General features: G+C 70.8%; 11 protein-coding genes. 6 read left to right on the forward strand and 5 right to left on the reverse strand.

Annotated features, from left to right (window positions below; genetic code table 11):
- Positions 1–53: 53 nt before the first annotated feature.
- Both KAK07_RS02750 and KAK07_RS02755 read right to left on the reverse strand, forming a co-directional pair.
- Positions 54–1,181, reverse strand: coding sequence for a hypothetical protein (locus tag KAK07_RS02750; protein ID WP_210858922.1), 1,128 nt, complete (start codon positions 1,179–1,181; stop codon positions 54–56).
- An 83-nt stretch (positions 1,182–1,264) separates the two neighbouring features.
- Positions 1,265–2,962 carry a hypothetical protein gene (locus KAK07_RS02755; protein WP_210858924.1) on the reverse strand — a complete coding sequence of 566 codons (1,698 nt, stop codon included), beginning with the start codon at positions 2,960–2,962 and terminating at the stop codon, positions 1,265–1,267.
- 261 nt (positions 2,963–3,223) lie between these two features.
- Here KAK07_RS02755 and KAK07_RS02760 point away from each other — a divergent pair, with 261 nt between their 5' ends.
- The 6 genes from KAK07_RS02760 to KAK07_RS02785 all read left to right on the forward strand — a co-directional run bounded on the left by KAK07_RS02760 (position 3,224) and on the right by KAK07_RS02785 (position 8,954).
- Positions 3,224–4,099, forward strand: a complete 876-nt coding sequence (locus KAK07_RS02760; protein WP_210858927.1) for an N-acetylmuramoyl-L-alanine amidase — start codon at positions 3,224–3,226, stop codon at positions 4,097–4,099.
- Positions 4,100–4,202: 103 nt separating this feature from the next.
- Entirely contained in the window at positions 4,203–5,051 is an 849-nt protein-coding gene (locus tag KAK07_RS02765) for a hypothetical protein (RefSeq protein WP_210858928.1), read from the forward strand.
- Positions 5,052–5,121: 70 nt separating this feature from the next.
- Positions 5,122–5,868: a vWA domain-containing protein gene (locus tag KAK07_RS02770; RefSeq protein WP_210858931.1), complete on the forward strand. Its 747-nt coding sequence runs from the start codon at positions 5,122–5,124 to the stop codon at positions 5,866–5,868.
- 20 nt (positions 5,869–5,888) lie between these two features.
- Entirely contained in the window at positions 5,889–7,055 is a 1,167-nt protein-coding gene (locus tag KAK07_RS02775) for a PP2C family protein-serine/threonine phosphatase (RefSeq protein ID WP_210858933.1), read from the forward strand.
- A complete protein-coding gene (locus KAK07_RS02780) occupies positions 7,052–8,302 on the forward strand; it encodes a protein kinase domain-containing protein (protein WP_210858935.1) in 1,251 nt (416 codons plus the stop codon). The genes KAK07_RS02775 and KAK07_RS02780 overlap by 4 nt, the downstream gene beginning before the upstream one ends.
- The gene (locus KAK07_RS02785; RefSeq protein WP_210858936.1) at positions 8,295–8,954 is read left to right on the forward strand and encodes a protein DA1; all 660 of its coding nucleotides are present in this window, start codon (positions 8,295–8,297) and stop codon (positions 8,952–8,954) included. The genes KAK07_RS02780 and KAK07_RS02785 overlap by 8 nt, the downstream gene beginning before the upstream one ends.
- An 18-nt stretch (positions 8,955–8,972) precedes the next feature.
- Here the strand turns inward: KAK07_RS02785 and KAK07_RS02790 are convergent, their stop codons facing one another.
- The 3 genes from KAK07_RS02790 to KAK07_RS02800 all read right to left on the reverse strand — a co-directional run bounded on the left by KAK07_RS02790 (position 8,973) and on the right by KAK07_RS02800 (position 15,843).
- Positions 8,973–10,496, reverse strand: coding sequence for a ThiF family adenylyltransferase (locus tag KAK07_RS02790; RefSeq protein ID WP_210858938.1), 1,524 nt, complete (start codon positions 10,494–10,496; stop codon positions 8,973–8,975).
- Between the two features lie 190 nt (positions 10,497–10,686).
- Complete coding sequence (locus tag KAK07_RS02795) at positions 10,687–14,952, reverse strand: SUMF1/EgtB/PvdO family nonheme iron enzyme (RefSeq protein WP_210858945.1); 4,266 nt, start codon at positions 14,950–14,952, stop codon at positions 10,687–10,689.
- Positions 14,953–15,306: 354 nt separating this feature from the next.
- Positions 15,307–15,843 (reverse strand): hypothetical protein, encoded by a 537-nt coding sequence (locus tag KAK07_RS02800; protein ID WP_210858947.1) that lies wholly within the window; start codon positions 15,841–15,843, stop codon positions 15,307–15,309.
- Positions 15,844–15,881: the final 38 nt, after the last annotated feature.

The raw sequence follows: 15,881 nt of genomic DNA on the forward strand, positions 1-15,881 counted from the left end.
AGTGCTGGTATTGGCCTTCGGTCCACCAGTGCCCGTCCAATTGAACAGCGGTCTCAGGGGCTCAGGACCAGGCTCACCGGGCCGTTGGGCAGTGCACCAGGGCCCTCGCTGTAGCGCGCCGGGTCAAGAATGTCCCAGATCGGGATCACGAAGGACACGCCCCGGTCCACATTGCCGGCGATGTGCATGCCCACCAGCGTGGGGTCGTCGTCGTCATTGCGCAGCAACACTGCGCAACCGCTGTCACCGGCCAGGGTGCGTTCGCCAAAGCGGACCTGCAACTCCATCACCTGGTGGTGGATCACATCCACCACGCCATTCGCAAAGTCGTAGCTCAAAGGCAGTAACAGCGTATGGCTGTGGATGGATCGCTCAGCGCTCAGCGGCAGAAGGCTGCTGTCACCCCGCAAGGGGTTGTCGCGCGGTGCCGCAATGATCAACTGCCCTCCCTGCGCCAGCAACGCGTCCAACTCAGGTTCGTTGCGCACATACGGGCGTGAGGCGGACAGCTGCCGGCCACCAAAGAGGGCCGACAGTGCGTTCGGCCTCAGCACCTCGGCCAGTTGCACGTCAAAGCTCCTTTGGTTTCCGGCGCGCAGGTAGCCACCCAGGTCAGCGGCACGCGCCACTGTCTGTGAGCTGTCCTTCCTGGGGCGCGTCGGTGCGCCCGGCGCTCGGCCCACACCGTCCAGCGCAGGCAGCGGGCTCAGCACGTGAATCGGTGCCAATGCGTAGCGTTGGCTGCCCACCTTCAATACCCAGGCGAGGGCGCCACGCGACCTGACGCCATCGCTGTTTTCGCTGAGCACCGACAGACTGCCCTGCGCCACGCCACCCAGCAGGCGGGACTCGTCCTGCACGTCGGTGGGCACGGCCACGGGTTGCTCCTGGCCGTCGATGGACACCGGCGTGAGCAGCTCCGTTGGCAGGCGTTGCGCGGGCTGACGCGCCAACTGGTCCGCGGTGAGCTTGCGCCGGACCACGAAGATCACACAGGGTTCATTGTGCAGGTGCTCGATGCCCTCTGAGTCGTTTCGCCGCCGCAGCCCCGACACGACGGCCACCACCTGCTTTACCCTTTGCACCCACTCGACGCGTCGGCACTCGGCCAGACAGCGAGCCAGCTGCATTTGCCTGGTCGCGGGCAGTGACAACCAGCGCTTGCGGGCCTCCAACAGCATGGCCTCATCAGGCTGGGCGTTCAATTGCTCCCAACCGCGCGATGCGGCCCGCCGCCTGGCGGCCGCGGCAGGTCGACGGGGATTCACTTCACGCATCCTGCGCCGCCGTCCAGCATACTGAGCCTGGCCCCCATGGCATTCAGAGCACTCGCGACAGACGCACTGAGCCTGTGCTGTGCCTGGAGATGACCAAGCAAAGCCGTACGTGTCTGCTGCTGGGTATAGCTGGCGCTCTTGGCGCCGGGTGTGCACGCCAATTTCACCGCGAACCCTGACGCATCCTGGCGACTGTCCTGGACCTTCATCGTCACAGCCGCCGCTCCAGTACCGACCTTGAACGTCGAATTGGCCTTTTTCGCGGCCTCCAGCGCACTGGTGAGCGGTTTGCTGAGGTCCATGGCCGACTCGTTGGTACCGGCCGGCGCAGCGGCTGCTGCGATCTTCAGGCTGATCTGCTTGCGTTGGCGCGGTGTCGATGAGTCCGCCAATTCGATACGCAGGTCATGCGGACCGACCACTGTCTTGGGTACTTTGACAATGAACCCTCTGTCATCAAGTTGGGGGGCAATGACCTCGATGCCATAACTGGGCTCTGAAGTGATGTGTCCGTACAGAGGCGTGCTGCCGCCACTGACGTAGAACTTCTGACTCTGGTCTGCCGAAGGGTTGGCCGTGAACAACAACTCTGTGGCGCTGGGGACCAGGGCGGTTTCCTGCCCGCTTGGCACACACTTCGTCCAGTCCTCTGGTGACGCATCCGCTGCCAGCCGAGAGGCCCGCTTGGACATCTGCTCTGCACGGACCTCAACGACCAATTGAGTCTCTGCCAGCGCAATGACGGCATCGCGGACTTGCTGCACTTTTTCAGTCGTGACCCCAGTGGTCTGGGTCCCCTTCTTCGTGTCTTCCGTGCCGGAGGGCAGTTCGTTTGTGCTTTGGCTGCTCCCTGAAGCTGCGGAAGCCGCTGTGGGTGCGGTCACCCCAACGGCGCTACCGAATCCCCCGACGACACTGGCCAAGTTCTTGAGTGCTGCCAAAACGGCCGCGGGCTCAGGCGTGCCCATGGCCGCCATCTGGTTGACTGCAGAACGAATGCTGTCGGTCGTGGCCCTCAACGACGACGCCACCTTCTTGTTCCGTTCGGACAGATCCTCAGCCTTCGTCTGGACCACCACTGACTTGTCGTGAACCGCCTGCGCGGCGGTGATTCGCTGGTCAGCGTATTGCCGGGTGACGTCGTTTGACGGGAGGCCCAACGCCAGCATTTTCAGGTCCACCAGGGCCTTGGACAACTTCTTCAGGTCAGCCAGCAGTGCGGTCGCGTCTGAGGCCTGCGCAGAAAGAGTTACGTCGTCTATGCGTTGTGCGCGCGCCATGGCGATAGCGCAGTTGGTCCGTCCGATACCCACCTGGTATGCCGTCAGATGGGCGGCTTGCTTGCTGGTGGTGGAGTAGAGGTAAAGGCTGCCTCCGAGTCCGGCAGTGGTTGTGAATGCATCACGATGGACACCTGCCGTGACCAGACCGAAGGTGGCCACGCCCAGGCCAAACAAGAGGTTGTTCACCGCCACCTGATCTGAGACATGGGCGTAGGCCTTGTCTTCATAGGCGGCCCGAAGACCCATCGCCTCGTCCATGGCACGGCCCAGTTCGGAAGTGTTGGCGGTCGTTTCGGCGGCGACGGTCGGCCGCTGAACCATCGGATTCACCGCGCAACCGCTGATCAGCAGCGACGCGGCAACGGCCAGCAGGGTGGGGTGGGAGCGGAGGTGGGCGGCCACAGGGGGACTCCTTGTCGAGAGGCAGGCTCCCCCAGTCTCGCCCGTGCAGCGATGCGTTGCATCCGCAGTTTCGATGAGGCGATCGCGGGGGCACCGCAGCCGCCGCCCGATCGTTGCCGACGGGCCTGGCTGCGGGCGGCAGCTTGCCGGAGTTTGTCGGCCCAAAGCGCGGCGCGCTTGTTCGAATGGGCACACCCGGGAAGCAGCCTTGAGGTCCCGGCCCCCGCGGCGCCGCCGCCCTTTCGACACCGGAGCTTGATCATGAAGCGACACCTCTCTCCTCTGATGATGGCCGCCACGCTGGCGCTGTTCTGCCATCCGCTACAAGCCGCCCCGGCGGCAGCGGCCCCGGCGGCATCGAGCCCCAAGCTGGCGCGTGCGCCGATGGCCACGCCGGCCGCCAGTGCCGTCACGCCCTCCAACGCGGCCCAGTCCGCCCAGCCGGCCCGCAGCGGCCGTCTGCTGCGCGTGGCCATCGACATCGGCCGTCAGCCGGCGGGCGAGCCGGGTCAGGCCGAGTTCCGGCTGAACCAGGCGCTGGGCTCGGCACTGGCGCGCGAGCTGATGCTGCAGCAGGTCACGGTGCTGGCCATCCCGCCGGGCCTGAGCCCGGCGCAGCGGGCCCGCGCCGCCGAGGGCAGTGACCTGCTGCTGTCGGTCAACCACGAGACGCTGACCGATGCCCAGCGGCAGCAGGCCCAGGGCGCCAGCGGCTTCAAGGTGGCGCTGGCTGGCCGCCAGGCCGCCGACCCGGTGGCCCTGGGCTGCGCCCGCGGCGTGGCTCAGGCGCTGGTCAAGGGCGGTCGTCCGCACGCGGCCGCGGTGGTGCCGATGCGGCCGCTGCTGGACGTGTCGCTGGGCGTGCAGCGCCAGGACGATCTGGCAGTGCTGAACGCCGCCAGCGTGCCGGCGATGCGCCTGCAGGTGGCCGTGCTGGCCAACCCGGCCGAGGCGCGCCAGGCCGGCAATGCCAAGTGGGTGACGCAGCAGGCGCAGCAGATCAGCCAGGCGCTGGACCGCTGCCTGCGTGCCACCAGTACGGTTGCCAAGGCTCCGACCGCCGCACCTGCGGCGCCCAGCGTGGCGCCCGCCCAGGCCGCGCGCCGCGGCAGCGAGCGCGTGATGGACGGCGCCTGAACGCCGCCGACCACACCGGCCGGCGCTTGTCGGCCGGCCGGCACGGTCGGTTTCCAGAATGGATTGCACCTGCCGGCGCTGCCGGCGAAAGAAAGGACCTCTGATGCTCAACACCCTTGAACAGCGCCTGCACACCCGCCTGCAGCAGGTGCAGGCCCGGCTGCAGGCCCGCAGGCAGGCGCTCACGCCTCCCATGCTGCAGGTGGCCTGTCACACCCAGCCCTTGGGCGCGCTGTTCGCCCCCGGCGGCCCGTCGGTGCAACTGCAGCGCGCCAACGGCGGCCGCAAGCCGGTCAAGATCGAGCTGGTGCAGGTGGACGACCTGACCGAGAGCGTGCTCAACCGCGCCCAGGTGATTGCCGACACCTCGCGCGCCGCGCTGGAAGCCCTGGAGAAGACCGCGCTGGAGGTGCGCTTTGGCTACATCGGCGCGCGTGACCGCGACTATGGCGAGGCCGACGAGGTGCGCGTCATCCACGGCAGCAGCGCCCAGCTGCTGCGCGAGCAGCAGACCGTGGTGCGTGCCGGTGGGGGTGACCCCGAAGAGCCCTTCGGCGACACCCTGATCGAGCTGCTGGAGGGCTACCCCTTCACCCAGTCGCCCGATGTGGTGCGTGCGGTGCTGCTGACCTGCAACGGCCACAGCAAGCCCACCCGCCAGGGCCTGAGCCCGCTGCAGGTGGGCGAGCGCCTGCGTGATGCGCGCACCTTCATCTGCGTGGTGGGCGAGGCCGGCAGCAACACCGAAGACTTCGTCACCGGCGCAGGCGCCTACGGCATCGGTTTTCTGGAGCTGCACAGCCAGCCTACGCCGCAGCAGGTGCAGGCCATCGCCCACAAGCTCACCGGCACGCTGATGGGCTCGCTCACGCAGACCGGCACCGGCACCCTGCCCGATGCCGGGCCCATCAGCCAGCTGCAGCCCACCGGCTACACGCTGCCCAACCCCTGAGGGCGCGCGGTAACCCATTGCGCCCAACGCCTATCCGACCCCTGACACCTTCACACCCAAGGACCTTGCCATGAACCCCAGCACTGTCTTCTCCAACGCCACGGCCGCCCAGCCGCCCGCCACGCCGCCCGGCGGGCCGATGCCCGGATGGCAAGGCATCTTCACGCCGGGCAATGGCCCGTCGGTCACGCTGACCCGCACCAAGGTGTGCGGCATCCAGCGCGTGTTCCTCCAGATGGACGACTCCGGCAGCATGGGCGGCAGCAAGGCCAGCGCCGCCAACCTGGCGGGCGCCGACCTGCTGGGCCATCTGGGATCGGCGGGCTTTCGTGACGGCTTCCTGATCAGCCTGATCAGCTTTGACGACCACGCCACCGTGCATGCCGACCACCAGCGCCCGTCGGCCCTGGGCAGCCCCACGCTGGTCAGCGGCCGCGGCGGCACCGACGTCAGCTGCGCGCTGCGCGAGGCCAACCGCCTGCGCCGCGCCTGGACGCCGCAGCCCAGCGAGCACGAAGTGGCGCCGCCGGTCTACCTGCTGATGAGCGACGGCTGCACCGGCTTCGTGGACGAGGCGGTGCAAGAGGCCGAGGCGGCCAAGCGCGACGGCGTGACCATCGTCACCGTGGGTTTCGGTGACGATGCGGACATGGACCTGCTGGGCCGCCTGGCCACCAGCCCGGCGCACTGCAAGCATGCCGCCGACGCGGCCTCGCTGCGCGAGTTCTTTGCCCAGGTGGGTGCCACGCTGCGTGATTCATTGCGCGACGGCACCGCGCCCGGCGCGGCCCTGGGCCTGGACCTGCGCAGCGCCTGACCCCCATTCGGAGAGCCACCATGCACCCGGATGCACACAGCACCCCGTCGGCCCACAGCGGGCTGGTGGGCGCCATCATGCGCGGCCTGCAGGCCAGCCTGCCGCGGCCGCCGGTTTACCAGGAGATCATGCTGAGTTTGGCGCCACCTGTTGCGCCAGAGGAGGACGGGGACGTGCCCGACCCCGGAGCTGATGCGGCGCCCACCGCCCAGCCCGATGCCCCCGCTGCGCCGGCCACACCGCTGATGCCTCGCCCGCAGCGCAGCGCCGCCGCGGGCGACACGGTGGGCCTGCACGACGGCGCGGGCCCGCTGCGCCACGTCTCCACCACCGACCTGCTGGACCTGGCGCGCCGCCTGGCCGAGAGTGGCGCCGGTCCCGAGCAGCTGCTGCGCGAGCTGACCGCGCTTGGGTTGCCGATCGGTCCGCTGGATCCGGCCACGGCGGGCGTGGTGTCGGTGACTGGCAACTCGCCGAAGGGCTGGAACGAAGACACCGCGTTGGGCTTTGTCAGCCATCACCCCCTGCTGGGCCCGTCAGGCCCGGTGCTGATGGTGTTTGACGGGCTGGGCGGCATGAAGGACGGCCGGCTGGCGTCCAAGTTCGCGGCGCTGGCCATGGCCCTGGAGCTGCACCGCACGCCCGACACCCTCACCACTGACCTGAGCGTGCACCTGGCGGCGGCCTTCGAGCGCGTCAACCGCCGTTTCCGCGCCGCGTCCAAGCTGCTGTATGGCCGCGTAGACCCGGGGGCGCTGCGCAGCACCGCCATCGTGCTGCTCACCGAGCCCGGGCACTTCGTGTTGGGCCACCAGGGCGACGGTCAGGCCCTGCTGCGCTGTGCCGACGGCAGCCTGCTGCCGCTGTTGCAACCGCACACGAGCGCGGCCAGCAACCGGGTCAGCCGCTCGCTGGGCCCGCAGCCCGATGGCGAGGCCGAGGTGCGGCGCCATCTCCGCCAGCCCGGCGATCTGGTGGCGCTGACCAGCGACGGCTTCGAGCCGGTGCCCGTCGACCAGATGATGACCGTGCTGCACCACTACGGCTGCAGCATGCCCATGCAGACCGTGGCCGCCGGCCTGACCGACGAATGCTGCCAGCAGCGCGACGGCCAGGGCACGATCACCTTCGACAACATGAGCCTGGCCGTGCTGCTCACGCCGGCAGTCTCGGGAGATGCGCCATGAGCCAACCCGCACCCGGCCACACCGTCACCGACGAGCAGGGCCGCCGCTACCGCCTGGGCCCCGAGCTGGGCTGCGGCGCCCAGGCCAGCGTCTTCGAGGCTGTGGGTCCGCAGGGGGAGCGCGTGGCCATCAAGCTGTTCAAGGCCTCGCCCTCGCGGGCCAGTGACCTGCAACGTGCCGAGGCGCTGATGCGCCATGCGCAGCAGCGCCAGCTGAGCCTGCCCGCCGCCTTGCCGCTGGCCATGGTGCGCGACGCCGCGGCCCAGGGCTATGTCACCACGCTGGTGCCCGATGCGCATCAGCTGGAAGCGCTGATCGAGTCCGGTCAGATCGCCTACTTTGCCGGCTTCCAGGTGGTGGCCGCGCTGTGGGAGGCGCTGGCCCAACTGCACGAGGCCGGCATCGCCCACGGCGACCTGCGCAGCCGCAACATCCTGGTCAATGCCAACGGGTTGACGCTGATCGACCTGGACAACTTCGTGCTGCCCGGCCAACCCGGCCTGCCGCCGCCGCCCTTCGTGGGCGACCTCGAGGTGATGGCTCCCGAGCTGCGTCAGCGCGTGCTGCAGCGCCAGCCCGCGGCGCAGCTGGTGGGCCTGGCCACCGATGTCTATGCGGCCAACGCACTGACCTACCTGATGCTGGTGGGCGACGACGACAACATGGGCGCCGTGGGTCTGGACGCGCTGCACCGCGCCAAGCTCAGCGGTCGCTGGAACGGCGACCCGCTGGCGGGCGGCCAGGCCGGCAACCTGAACCCGCGCATGCTGCCGGTGTCGCTGATGTCGCTGATCCGCCAGGCCTGGCAGGGCGACCCGGCGCTGCGCCCCAGCGCTCGCGAGTTTGCCCGCCTGCTGGGCCAGGTGCTGGCCGAGCGCACGCTGTTCAGCTGCCCGCACTGCGGCCAGGCCGTGTTTGCCGACGCGCTGCTGCGCGACTGCCCGCACTGCCAGCAGCCCATGCCGGTGCCGGTGCTGCAAGGCCCCGGTGTGCGCGTGCCCGTGGCCCAGGGCGCGCTGACCGTGGGCCGCGCCGAGCTGGGCGGCGACCCCAGCATCAGCAGCCGCCATGCGGTGCTGCAGCGCATGGGGCCGATGCTGCGCTTCACCGACCGCTCCAGTTTTGGCACCAGCCACCGCGACCGTGGCCAGGGCTGGGAGCACATCCCGCCCTCGTCGGCGGTGGTGCTGGTGCCGGGCGACCGGCTGCGCCTGGGCCGCACCGAGTTCCAGGTGGCCCATGGTTGAGCACGCCGCCCCGCCGCGCTGCCGCCTGTGTGGCGCCGCCGTGCAGCGCCCGCCCCGTGCACCGGCCAGCCCGCACCTGCAGTGGTGGTGCAGCACCTGCGCCGCCACGCCGGTGGACCACGCCCACCAGTTGCCCTGGCTGTACCGGCAGGTGCAGGGCTTCTTGCGCCTGCACCTGGGCCTGGCGCTGGAGCAGTGGCTGCAACCCGGCGAGCTGCGCCTGATGTCGCCCGCCGAGTGGCCGGCCCACAACGGCCGCCAGCAGCAGGGCGAGGCCCGCACCTGGGCGCATGCCTCGCCACCGGCCCATGGCCCCCGCCTGGTGCGGGCCGAGGTGTGCCTGCTGCAAGGCCTGCCCGCGCTGCAGGCCGCCGACGTGCTGGCGCACGAGGCCTTTCATGTGTACTGCCGCGCCCAGGGCCTGCGGCTGCCGCATGAACTGGAGGAAGGCACAGCCAACCTCTGGGGCTACCTGCTGCTGGCCGTGCACCCGGGCAGCGCGCTGGCCGACGAGCTGCGCCTGCGCGCCCTGCGCGACCCGAACGAGATCTACGGCCAGGGCTTTCGCGCGGCGCGGCTGGCCTATCGGCAGGCCAGTGGCTTTGGCGAGTACCTGCAGCTCGTCCGCGCGCAGCAGCCCTTGGCCGCTTGACATCAGCGGGCGCCCCGGTCAGGCGGCGCCCGCTTCCCGTTGCGCCAGCCATTGCTGGGTCAGCGCCCGCAAGCGCGGCGCGCTGACGCCTTCCGTGCCCGCGCCCAGCAGGCTGTGGCAGAACGGGCAGGGCGGGCGCGGGTGGCGGCCTGGGAAGGCCGCGCCGCCATGCCCCAGGTCCGGGGCGTGCCAGGCGTCGCGCACCTGCAGGCTGCCGTCTTCGGTTTCGGCCAGGTGGCGGAACAGGGCTTGGGGCGAGGGCTGGGCCAGGTGCTGCTCGATCAGGCGCAGGCCGGCGTGCGCTGCAAGTGCCGACCAGGACCTGAGCGAGCCCATGCGCTGCTGGCGCACATCGGCCGGTGTGGCCGGCGGCAGCGGCTGGGCCAGTTGCTGCAGCAGGTCATGGGCCTGGGCGTAGCCGCCCACGCAGGCCAGGCATCCGGTGCCGGCGGGCAGCAGACGCAACTCGGCCTGCGCACCGTCGGGCTGGATGCCGGTGGCGATCACCAGCCGGTCGCGCTGGGTGGCCAGGGCCCAGGCGTCGGCCCACAGGCGGGCGGCGTCGTTGTCGGTGCACACCACCAACAGGTTGGCCAGGGCCACCAGCGGGCCCACCGCCTTGCGGGCCACCGGCCAGGGGTGCAGGGCCAGCGTGGCGCCGGGGCGGGCCACGCCGCGCACGAAGCGGGCCAGGGCCTGCAGCTTGGGGCTGCCAGTGGGCAGCGGGGCCAGGTCGCCGTCTTCGTTGTGGGGCTCCATCACGTCGGGCTCGACCACGCCCAGGTGCTGCACGCCCATGCGCAGCAGGCCATGGGCCAGCACCGAGCCGATACGGCCGGCGCCCACCAGCAGCACGCGGGCCAGGTGCAGGTGCTGCTGGGCGGGACCCAGGGCGGCGCGCTGCGGCGCATAGCGGGGGCTGGGTTCGACCTCCGGCTCGGCGCTCACCGGTGCGGGGGGCCGTGCCGGCGCCGTGGCCGCCGGGCCCAGCAGAAGGCGCTGGGTGCGCGCGCCCGTCAGCTCCAGCGCCGGCAGCGGCCAACAGCCGGCCTCGCCCGCGCGGTGGGCCAGCAGCAGGCCCAGGCCGTCCAGCCGCAGCCACAGCAGCACCAGCAGCGGGTTCGGGCCGGCGCAGGCCTGGCGCCAGCCGGGGGCGTGGGCTTGCAGCCAGGCGGTGCAGGCTGCGGGGTTCGGGGCTTGCGTGGGTGCGGTGGGTGGTGGGGTTTCAGCGGGCGCCACGGCCAGCAGCAGCACGGCGCTGGCAGGTTGGGCGTTGGGGTCCGCATGGCGCTGCGGGGGCAGGGGGCGCGGCGGGCCGAGCTGCAGCGGGCCGGCGTGCAGCCAGGTGGGTGAGGCGTGGGCGGCCTGGGCCTCCGCGGCGGCGGGCAGCGCCAGGCCGGCATGGGCCAGCAACGTGGCGGGCGTGGCGGCTGGCGGTGCGGTGTCGGGCGCTGAGGTTTGCAAGGCGGCTTGCAGGGCAGCCTGCAGGCTGGCCCAGGGCAGGCGCAGGCCGGCGATGGGCGTGTGGGGGAAGGAGGGCATCAACGGTGGCCGCGGACGGGCCGGCTCGGGCGGCACGCTGCATGGAGGGAATGCTGAAGAGGTGGATTTCAGCGTGGGGCGCCGCGAGGCGGGTGACAAAGCGTGGCACGGCGCTCCGGCGCAGGGCGCCCAGAACGTCTTCTTTCGAGCGCGCTTCGCGCACAAAGCCTGCATGCGAGCATGAACTTGCTCAGGCAGCCGCGTCACGCAGTCCCGGTTCAGGGGTTCGGGGTTCTGCTGATTGGCGCGGCCTCCCACGCACCAAGCGCACACCAAGGACGTCGCTCATGTTGCCGGGGGGATGGAAGTGGCTGCGGTACGAAGGACGGCGGCGCGCTGCTGGGTTGTGGAACCCGCCGCCACGCACGGCAAGCCATTCCTCCGCTCGCTCGCCTTTGCCCGTCTGATCAATCGCTGCCTGGGCCTGTTCGGTGCGGTAGCCCTGATGGAGCAGTTCAAACGGCAAAGCATTGGCGCACCAATTCGATAGCTGACCCGCGACATCGGCGACACCATGGGGGGTGTGCGAGGCGCTGCAACAACCCACTGGGCTGGGCCTGTCTAACTTGACGCCGTGGCTAAGTTCCAGCGGCCCGGATTCACCGGCCGTCGGCTCATGCGCCCAGCGCGGCGGCGTCTGGCCCGGGCAGGCTGGGCCTCGCACGCCAGCCTCCCAGAGCACTTCGGTGGGCACCCGCGTCTGCCATCCTTCAGTCTGCTGCAGCCGCTGCGGGGTCCAGCCGCTCGGGTCCTTCGGCCTTGTCGCTGCGCGGCGCTCTAGCGCCCGGTGCAGCGGCTCGGCCCAGTCGGCGTAGGCCATGCACTGGTTCCACCTCCCTCCCACTGCAGGCTGCAAGGCATTGGTGTAGCGATCGTCTTTCAACTTGTAGTGTGGGCGCTTCGAAGCCGGGCCGGGCTGGTCCTGGGCAAAGCTCTCCCACTCGCCCACCGTCACCGGGTGGCGGGCCATCTGAAAAGGGCACAGTTCCTTGGTCCAGCTGGGCTGTTCATTCACATCGCCCTCGCCATCGCTGCCGATGCGGAACGACAGCTTGGGCCCGCCGTACTCGCCCAGCATCGCCCACTGGTGCAGCCGGGGCACCAGGCCGCTTCGCACTTTGCCATCGGGCAGCTCCGCTTCCACCCAGGTGTAGCGCAGCGTGTCCTGCAGGTGGCCGAGCAGAAAGCCCATCTGCAGCCGGATGCGGAGGTCCACACCTTCGCCCTGGCACTTGGCGGCCCACACGGCTTGCCAGTGGGCGTTGAGTTCGGCATCGGCGAAGCCGGGCACGTCCTCCGGATCCCCCGACATGTCCTGGGCTAGCGCGGCCTGGCCCACGTGATCGCCCAGCACCGCGGCGGCGCGCAGCTTGTGCGCCACCGCCTCGCCCGCGTCCACACTGGCCAGCAGCAGCAGGCGGCGAATGTGCTGCAGCACCGGGTGCGGCTGGCGCCAGGGGCCATCGGGCTCCAGCACGTCGCGGACGTCGATCGCGCACTGGGCGGCCAGGGCCAGGTTGGCCTTGGGCATCAGCACCAGGTGCCGCAGCCACTTCTGCTGCTCGGCCTTCGGCACCACGGCCACGGCCATGCGCACGCGCTCGTGGTGCGGCGTCACCTGGGGCAGCTGCAGGCGGTAGTTCTTGTCCTGAGCCAGGCGGTCCCGCAGCGGCTGGCCGGGCTTCGGGTCCAGGTCGGGCGGCGTCAAGTCCGGCAGGGCGTCGCGCCGCAGGCCCAGCGCGGCGAACAGTTCCTGGAACTGCGGGTGCACGAAGCGCAGGGTCCGGCGCTTGTCGGGGCCCAGGTGCAGGGTGGCCAGGCCGGTGGCTTTCAGGGCGGGCAGCCAGGTGCCTTCCAGCCAGGCCTCGGCCGTGCCGGGCGCGCGCTTGAGCATTTCGGCTTTCAGCAGCGACCAGGCCATCTCGGTGGTACGGCCGCTCTCGGCGTCTTGCAGGGCGTCGGCGGCGTGGCCCAGCAGGGCGAGCAGGGCGCCGGGCTCGGGCGGCAGCGTCCAATCGGTCAGCTGGTCCTCGCCGTCCCTCAGGCAGGCGAGCAGATCGTCGGAGAGCAGGCCTGCTTCGGCCAGGGCGCCGCGGCGCCAGGTGCGGCCCAGCACGTGCCACACCAGGGCCAGCAGCAGCTGCGGCCGGCGCTTGGGCAGGTCGGCCCGGGGCCAGGCCTGGGCCAGGGTGCATTGCGCGGCCAGGATGCCGGGCGTGCGGCAGAAGTCGGCCATGGGGTTCAGCGGCTGCTGGTTCAGCGTGGCGTCGTCTGCGGGCGCGCCGCCTTTGGGGGCCAGGCCCAGCGCCTCGAGCAGCCGTGCCTCGGGGCTGTCGGCCGGCGGGGGCGGGGGCGGGCCGTCGTGCCGGTGCAGGGCGGCGTCCTCGGGGCGGAAGCGCTGGAACAGGTAACGCCGCATCTCACTGGCCCGGAAATCCAGCAGGGCCACGGGGCGGGCCGCCCAATCGCCGCGCGCGTTGCTCAGGGCGGTGGCCTTCTCCTGCCGGCGCACGGTGAACACCGGGGGCAACAGGCGCTGCCGCTGCGCGGGCTGGGCCAGCCATGCCACCAGGTGTTTCTCGAAGTCCTGCCGCTGGGCTGGGCTGGCGGCTTGCAGTTCATCCAAAGCATCGAACAGCAGGCGGGGCTGGAGCGTGGGGGTGGCGGGGGCCTGCAGCCACTGGGCGAAGCCCAGGCCGGGGGTCTGGGCCTCGATGTGCTTGATTATGGCGGCGCCAAAGTCCTGATCGGGCGGAAGCAGCTGGCTCAGTTCCACCACCGGCAGCAGCACCGGCACTTCGCCCCAGACGGCAGCGCCTTGCGGCGCGCCGGGTGCGCTGCCTTGGTGGTGGCGGATCAGGGCCTCGCGCGCGGTGCGGGCAGCCCATTCGGTGAGCAGCGTCGTCTTGCCCGCATAGGGCTCGGCCTCGATGCACCACGCGGCGGGGCGGGGCTTGAGGCTGGGGTCGTCCAGCAGTTCGCGCAGGTCGTTGCGGGCGCGCTCGCGCTCGTTCCTGGGCGAGTCGTCGGTTTCATCTGTGCCGCCCTGGCGGGTGGGCTTGGCAGCCAGGTCGGTCAACTGCAGGCGCACATAGTGCTTCAGCAAGGGCTGGCTCTCGCCCAACTGCTGGTAGCGGCACAGCGCGTTGCGGGCGTAGCAGCCCAGCAGGTAGGTGGTGAGGTTGGGTGAGGGGGCGTGGGCCACGCTCTCCAGCAGGTCCGCATCGAGCTGGCCCTCGTTCAGGTGCGGGTCCAGCAGCAGGGCGTGCAGTTCACGCTGGTCGTCATTGAGGGGGCTGGCGGCTTGCGCCACCCGGTCCACCAAGGTGGCCAGGTCGGGCAGGCACATGGCCTGGGTGATGCCGGCGCCTGCTTGCCCCTTGGCAAACCAGCGGGCCTGGGGCTGGCGGTGGGGGTGCAGGTCCAGCGCGGCGGCCAGCTTGTCGGTGGCACCGCCCACCGGGCCCAACTCGGGCAGTTGCACCTCGGGCGCGCCGGAGCTGTTGGCATCGAGCAAGACCGTTTCGCCCAGTTCGGCCGAGATCAGCACCTTCAGCAGTCCACCGTTCAGGTCGCCCGGCCGCCACTGGCACAGCGCGCCCTTCAGTGTCCGCAGGGCGGCCGAGTCGGTGCGAAGGTGGTCGCGCAGCAGCCAAAGCGCGCCCACGGCCAGCGTGGCGCTGGCGGAGGTTCCGGTGACGGCGGGCAGCGGCCAGCCGCTGGCCTGGGTGAGCCCGGTGGAGGGGTGAACGCTCCAGGAGACAGCCGGCGCATCAGGCTGCAGCACGGCATCCAGCAGGGCCCGCACCCGGGCCAGGCCCAGGGCCCAGGTGTCGTCCACCGGCAGCAGCGCGGCGCCTGGGGCGCGCAGCAGGCGACCGCTGTCCTCGGGCCAGTCGAGCGGGGTGGTGGGGTGCACCCACAGCAGCAGCTCGGTCAGCGTGCCGTAGCCAGCCGCACCCAGCCAGTCGCTCACCATGGGCTGCATGAAGCGCAGGTGGGGTGGGTCGACGTGGCCATGGCGCAGGGCCTGGTGCAGCAGGTCTTCTTGCTGGTTGTGCGGGGTCCAGCCGCGACCGCGGGCGTCCATCGCGTCGCCAGGCCACAGTGCCGCAGCAGCCAGTTGCGCTGCACGACGAGCGCTCAGCGGCGCATGGGGTGAGAACTCGTGTTCGCTGCCCCAGGTCGGGTGCCAGCCGTGGTCCACGGTGGCATCGCTGACCAGGTGCCAGCGCAGTTCGTCGCCCTCGCCCCGTTGGGTGTGGGCCCCGGCCATGGTGACGCGGCACAGGTCCAGCCACAGCGGCCAGCGCAGGTCCTCCACAGGCTGGTGCAGCAGCTCGGTCGGCAGCGGGTCCATGGGCTGGCGGGCCAGGTGCTGTGCCCGCTGTTGGCGTACCAGGTCCACCAGCTCGTCGGGGCCGCAGGGCGAGGGCAGGGGGGCGAAGCGGGGCATGCGGCCAGAGGTGAACGCGGTCAGAGGGTGAGCGGATGTTGCCATGGCAGTCGTGCCGCACCGCTCAGACGCCCGGTCGATGCACACCATTCGTGGGACGCGTCGTTCTAGGGCACGCCTACCCAGCGCTGATGTGGGGCTCTGCTGTCCACTTCGGCGCAGGCGGCCGCTGGCCCGACCGAGTGGGTGCGGCAAACGAACATCAGCCAGAACCTGCCAGGGTGTTCAGCCAGGCCATGGCCACGGCTGCGACCAGCAGTGCACTGAACCCGAGTGCGAAGCGCAGCAGCGCACCCGACAAGCTGGGGTGCGGGGCTGCCTGGGGGCTGAGGCCATCAGTCGGTGGGCGGTCCATCAGCGTGCTCCGGTGGTGCCGTCCACGGCCTGTGCGCTGCCCGGTTGGTCAGGGGTCCACCAGCCTGCGGCCTGCAAGGCCATCACAGCCACGACCGGGTCCGAAGCAGCTGTCTGCTGGGCTTTTCTCATGGACTGGTCCATGCACGCGGCGTCTCGCAGGCGCAGGCAATGCAGCACGGCGTTGCGGGTCTCCCACAAACGGCGGCGAGTGGCTTGCAGTGCGGTGGTTTGAGGGTGACGCAACAGGTCTTCATCCAGCGAGGCCGCCGACTCGAAGCGTTCCACGGCGGTGATCGTTCGGCCTTGGCGCAGATCGGTCTGAGCCAAGGCCAGCAGGGCCTGTGCATGCTCTCGTTGCTGAATCACCAAGGACTGGAGTCGCTGTCTGCGCGCTTCGGCGTCAAGGGTGTTGGCAGGCAGTGCTGCCACGCCGGCCGCCGCGGCCGGCAGTCGACCCGCCTGCAGATGGGCCACGACGGCCCTCTCGGTGGGGGTGGCCCCGCCGGTGACACAGCACAAGGTCAGGGCCAGCACCAGTGCTGACTGGGTGGCCCTGACGACTCTGCAGCCAA

It is taken from the genome of Ideonella alba, assembly GCF_018069875.1.
GTDB lineage: Bacteria > Pseudomonadota > Gammaproteobacteria > Burkholderiales > Burkholderiaceae_C > Ideonella > Ideonella alba.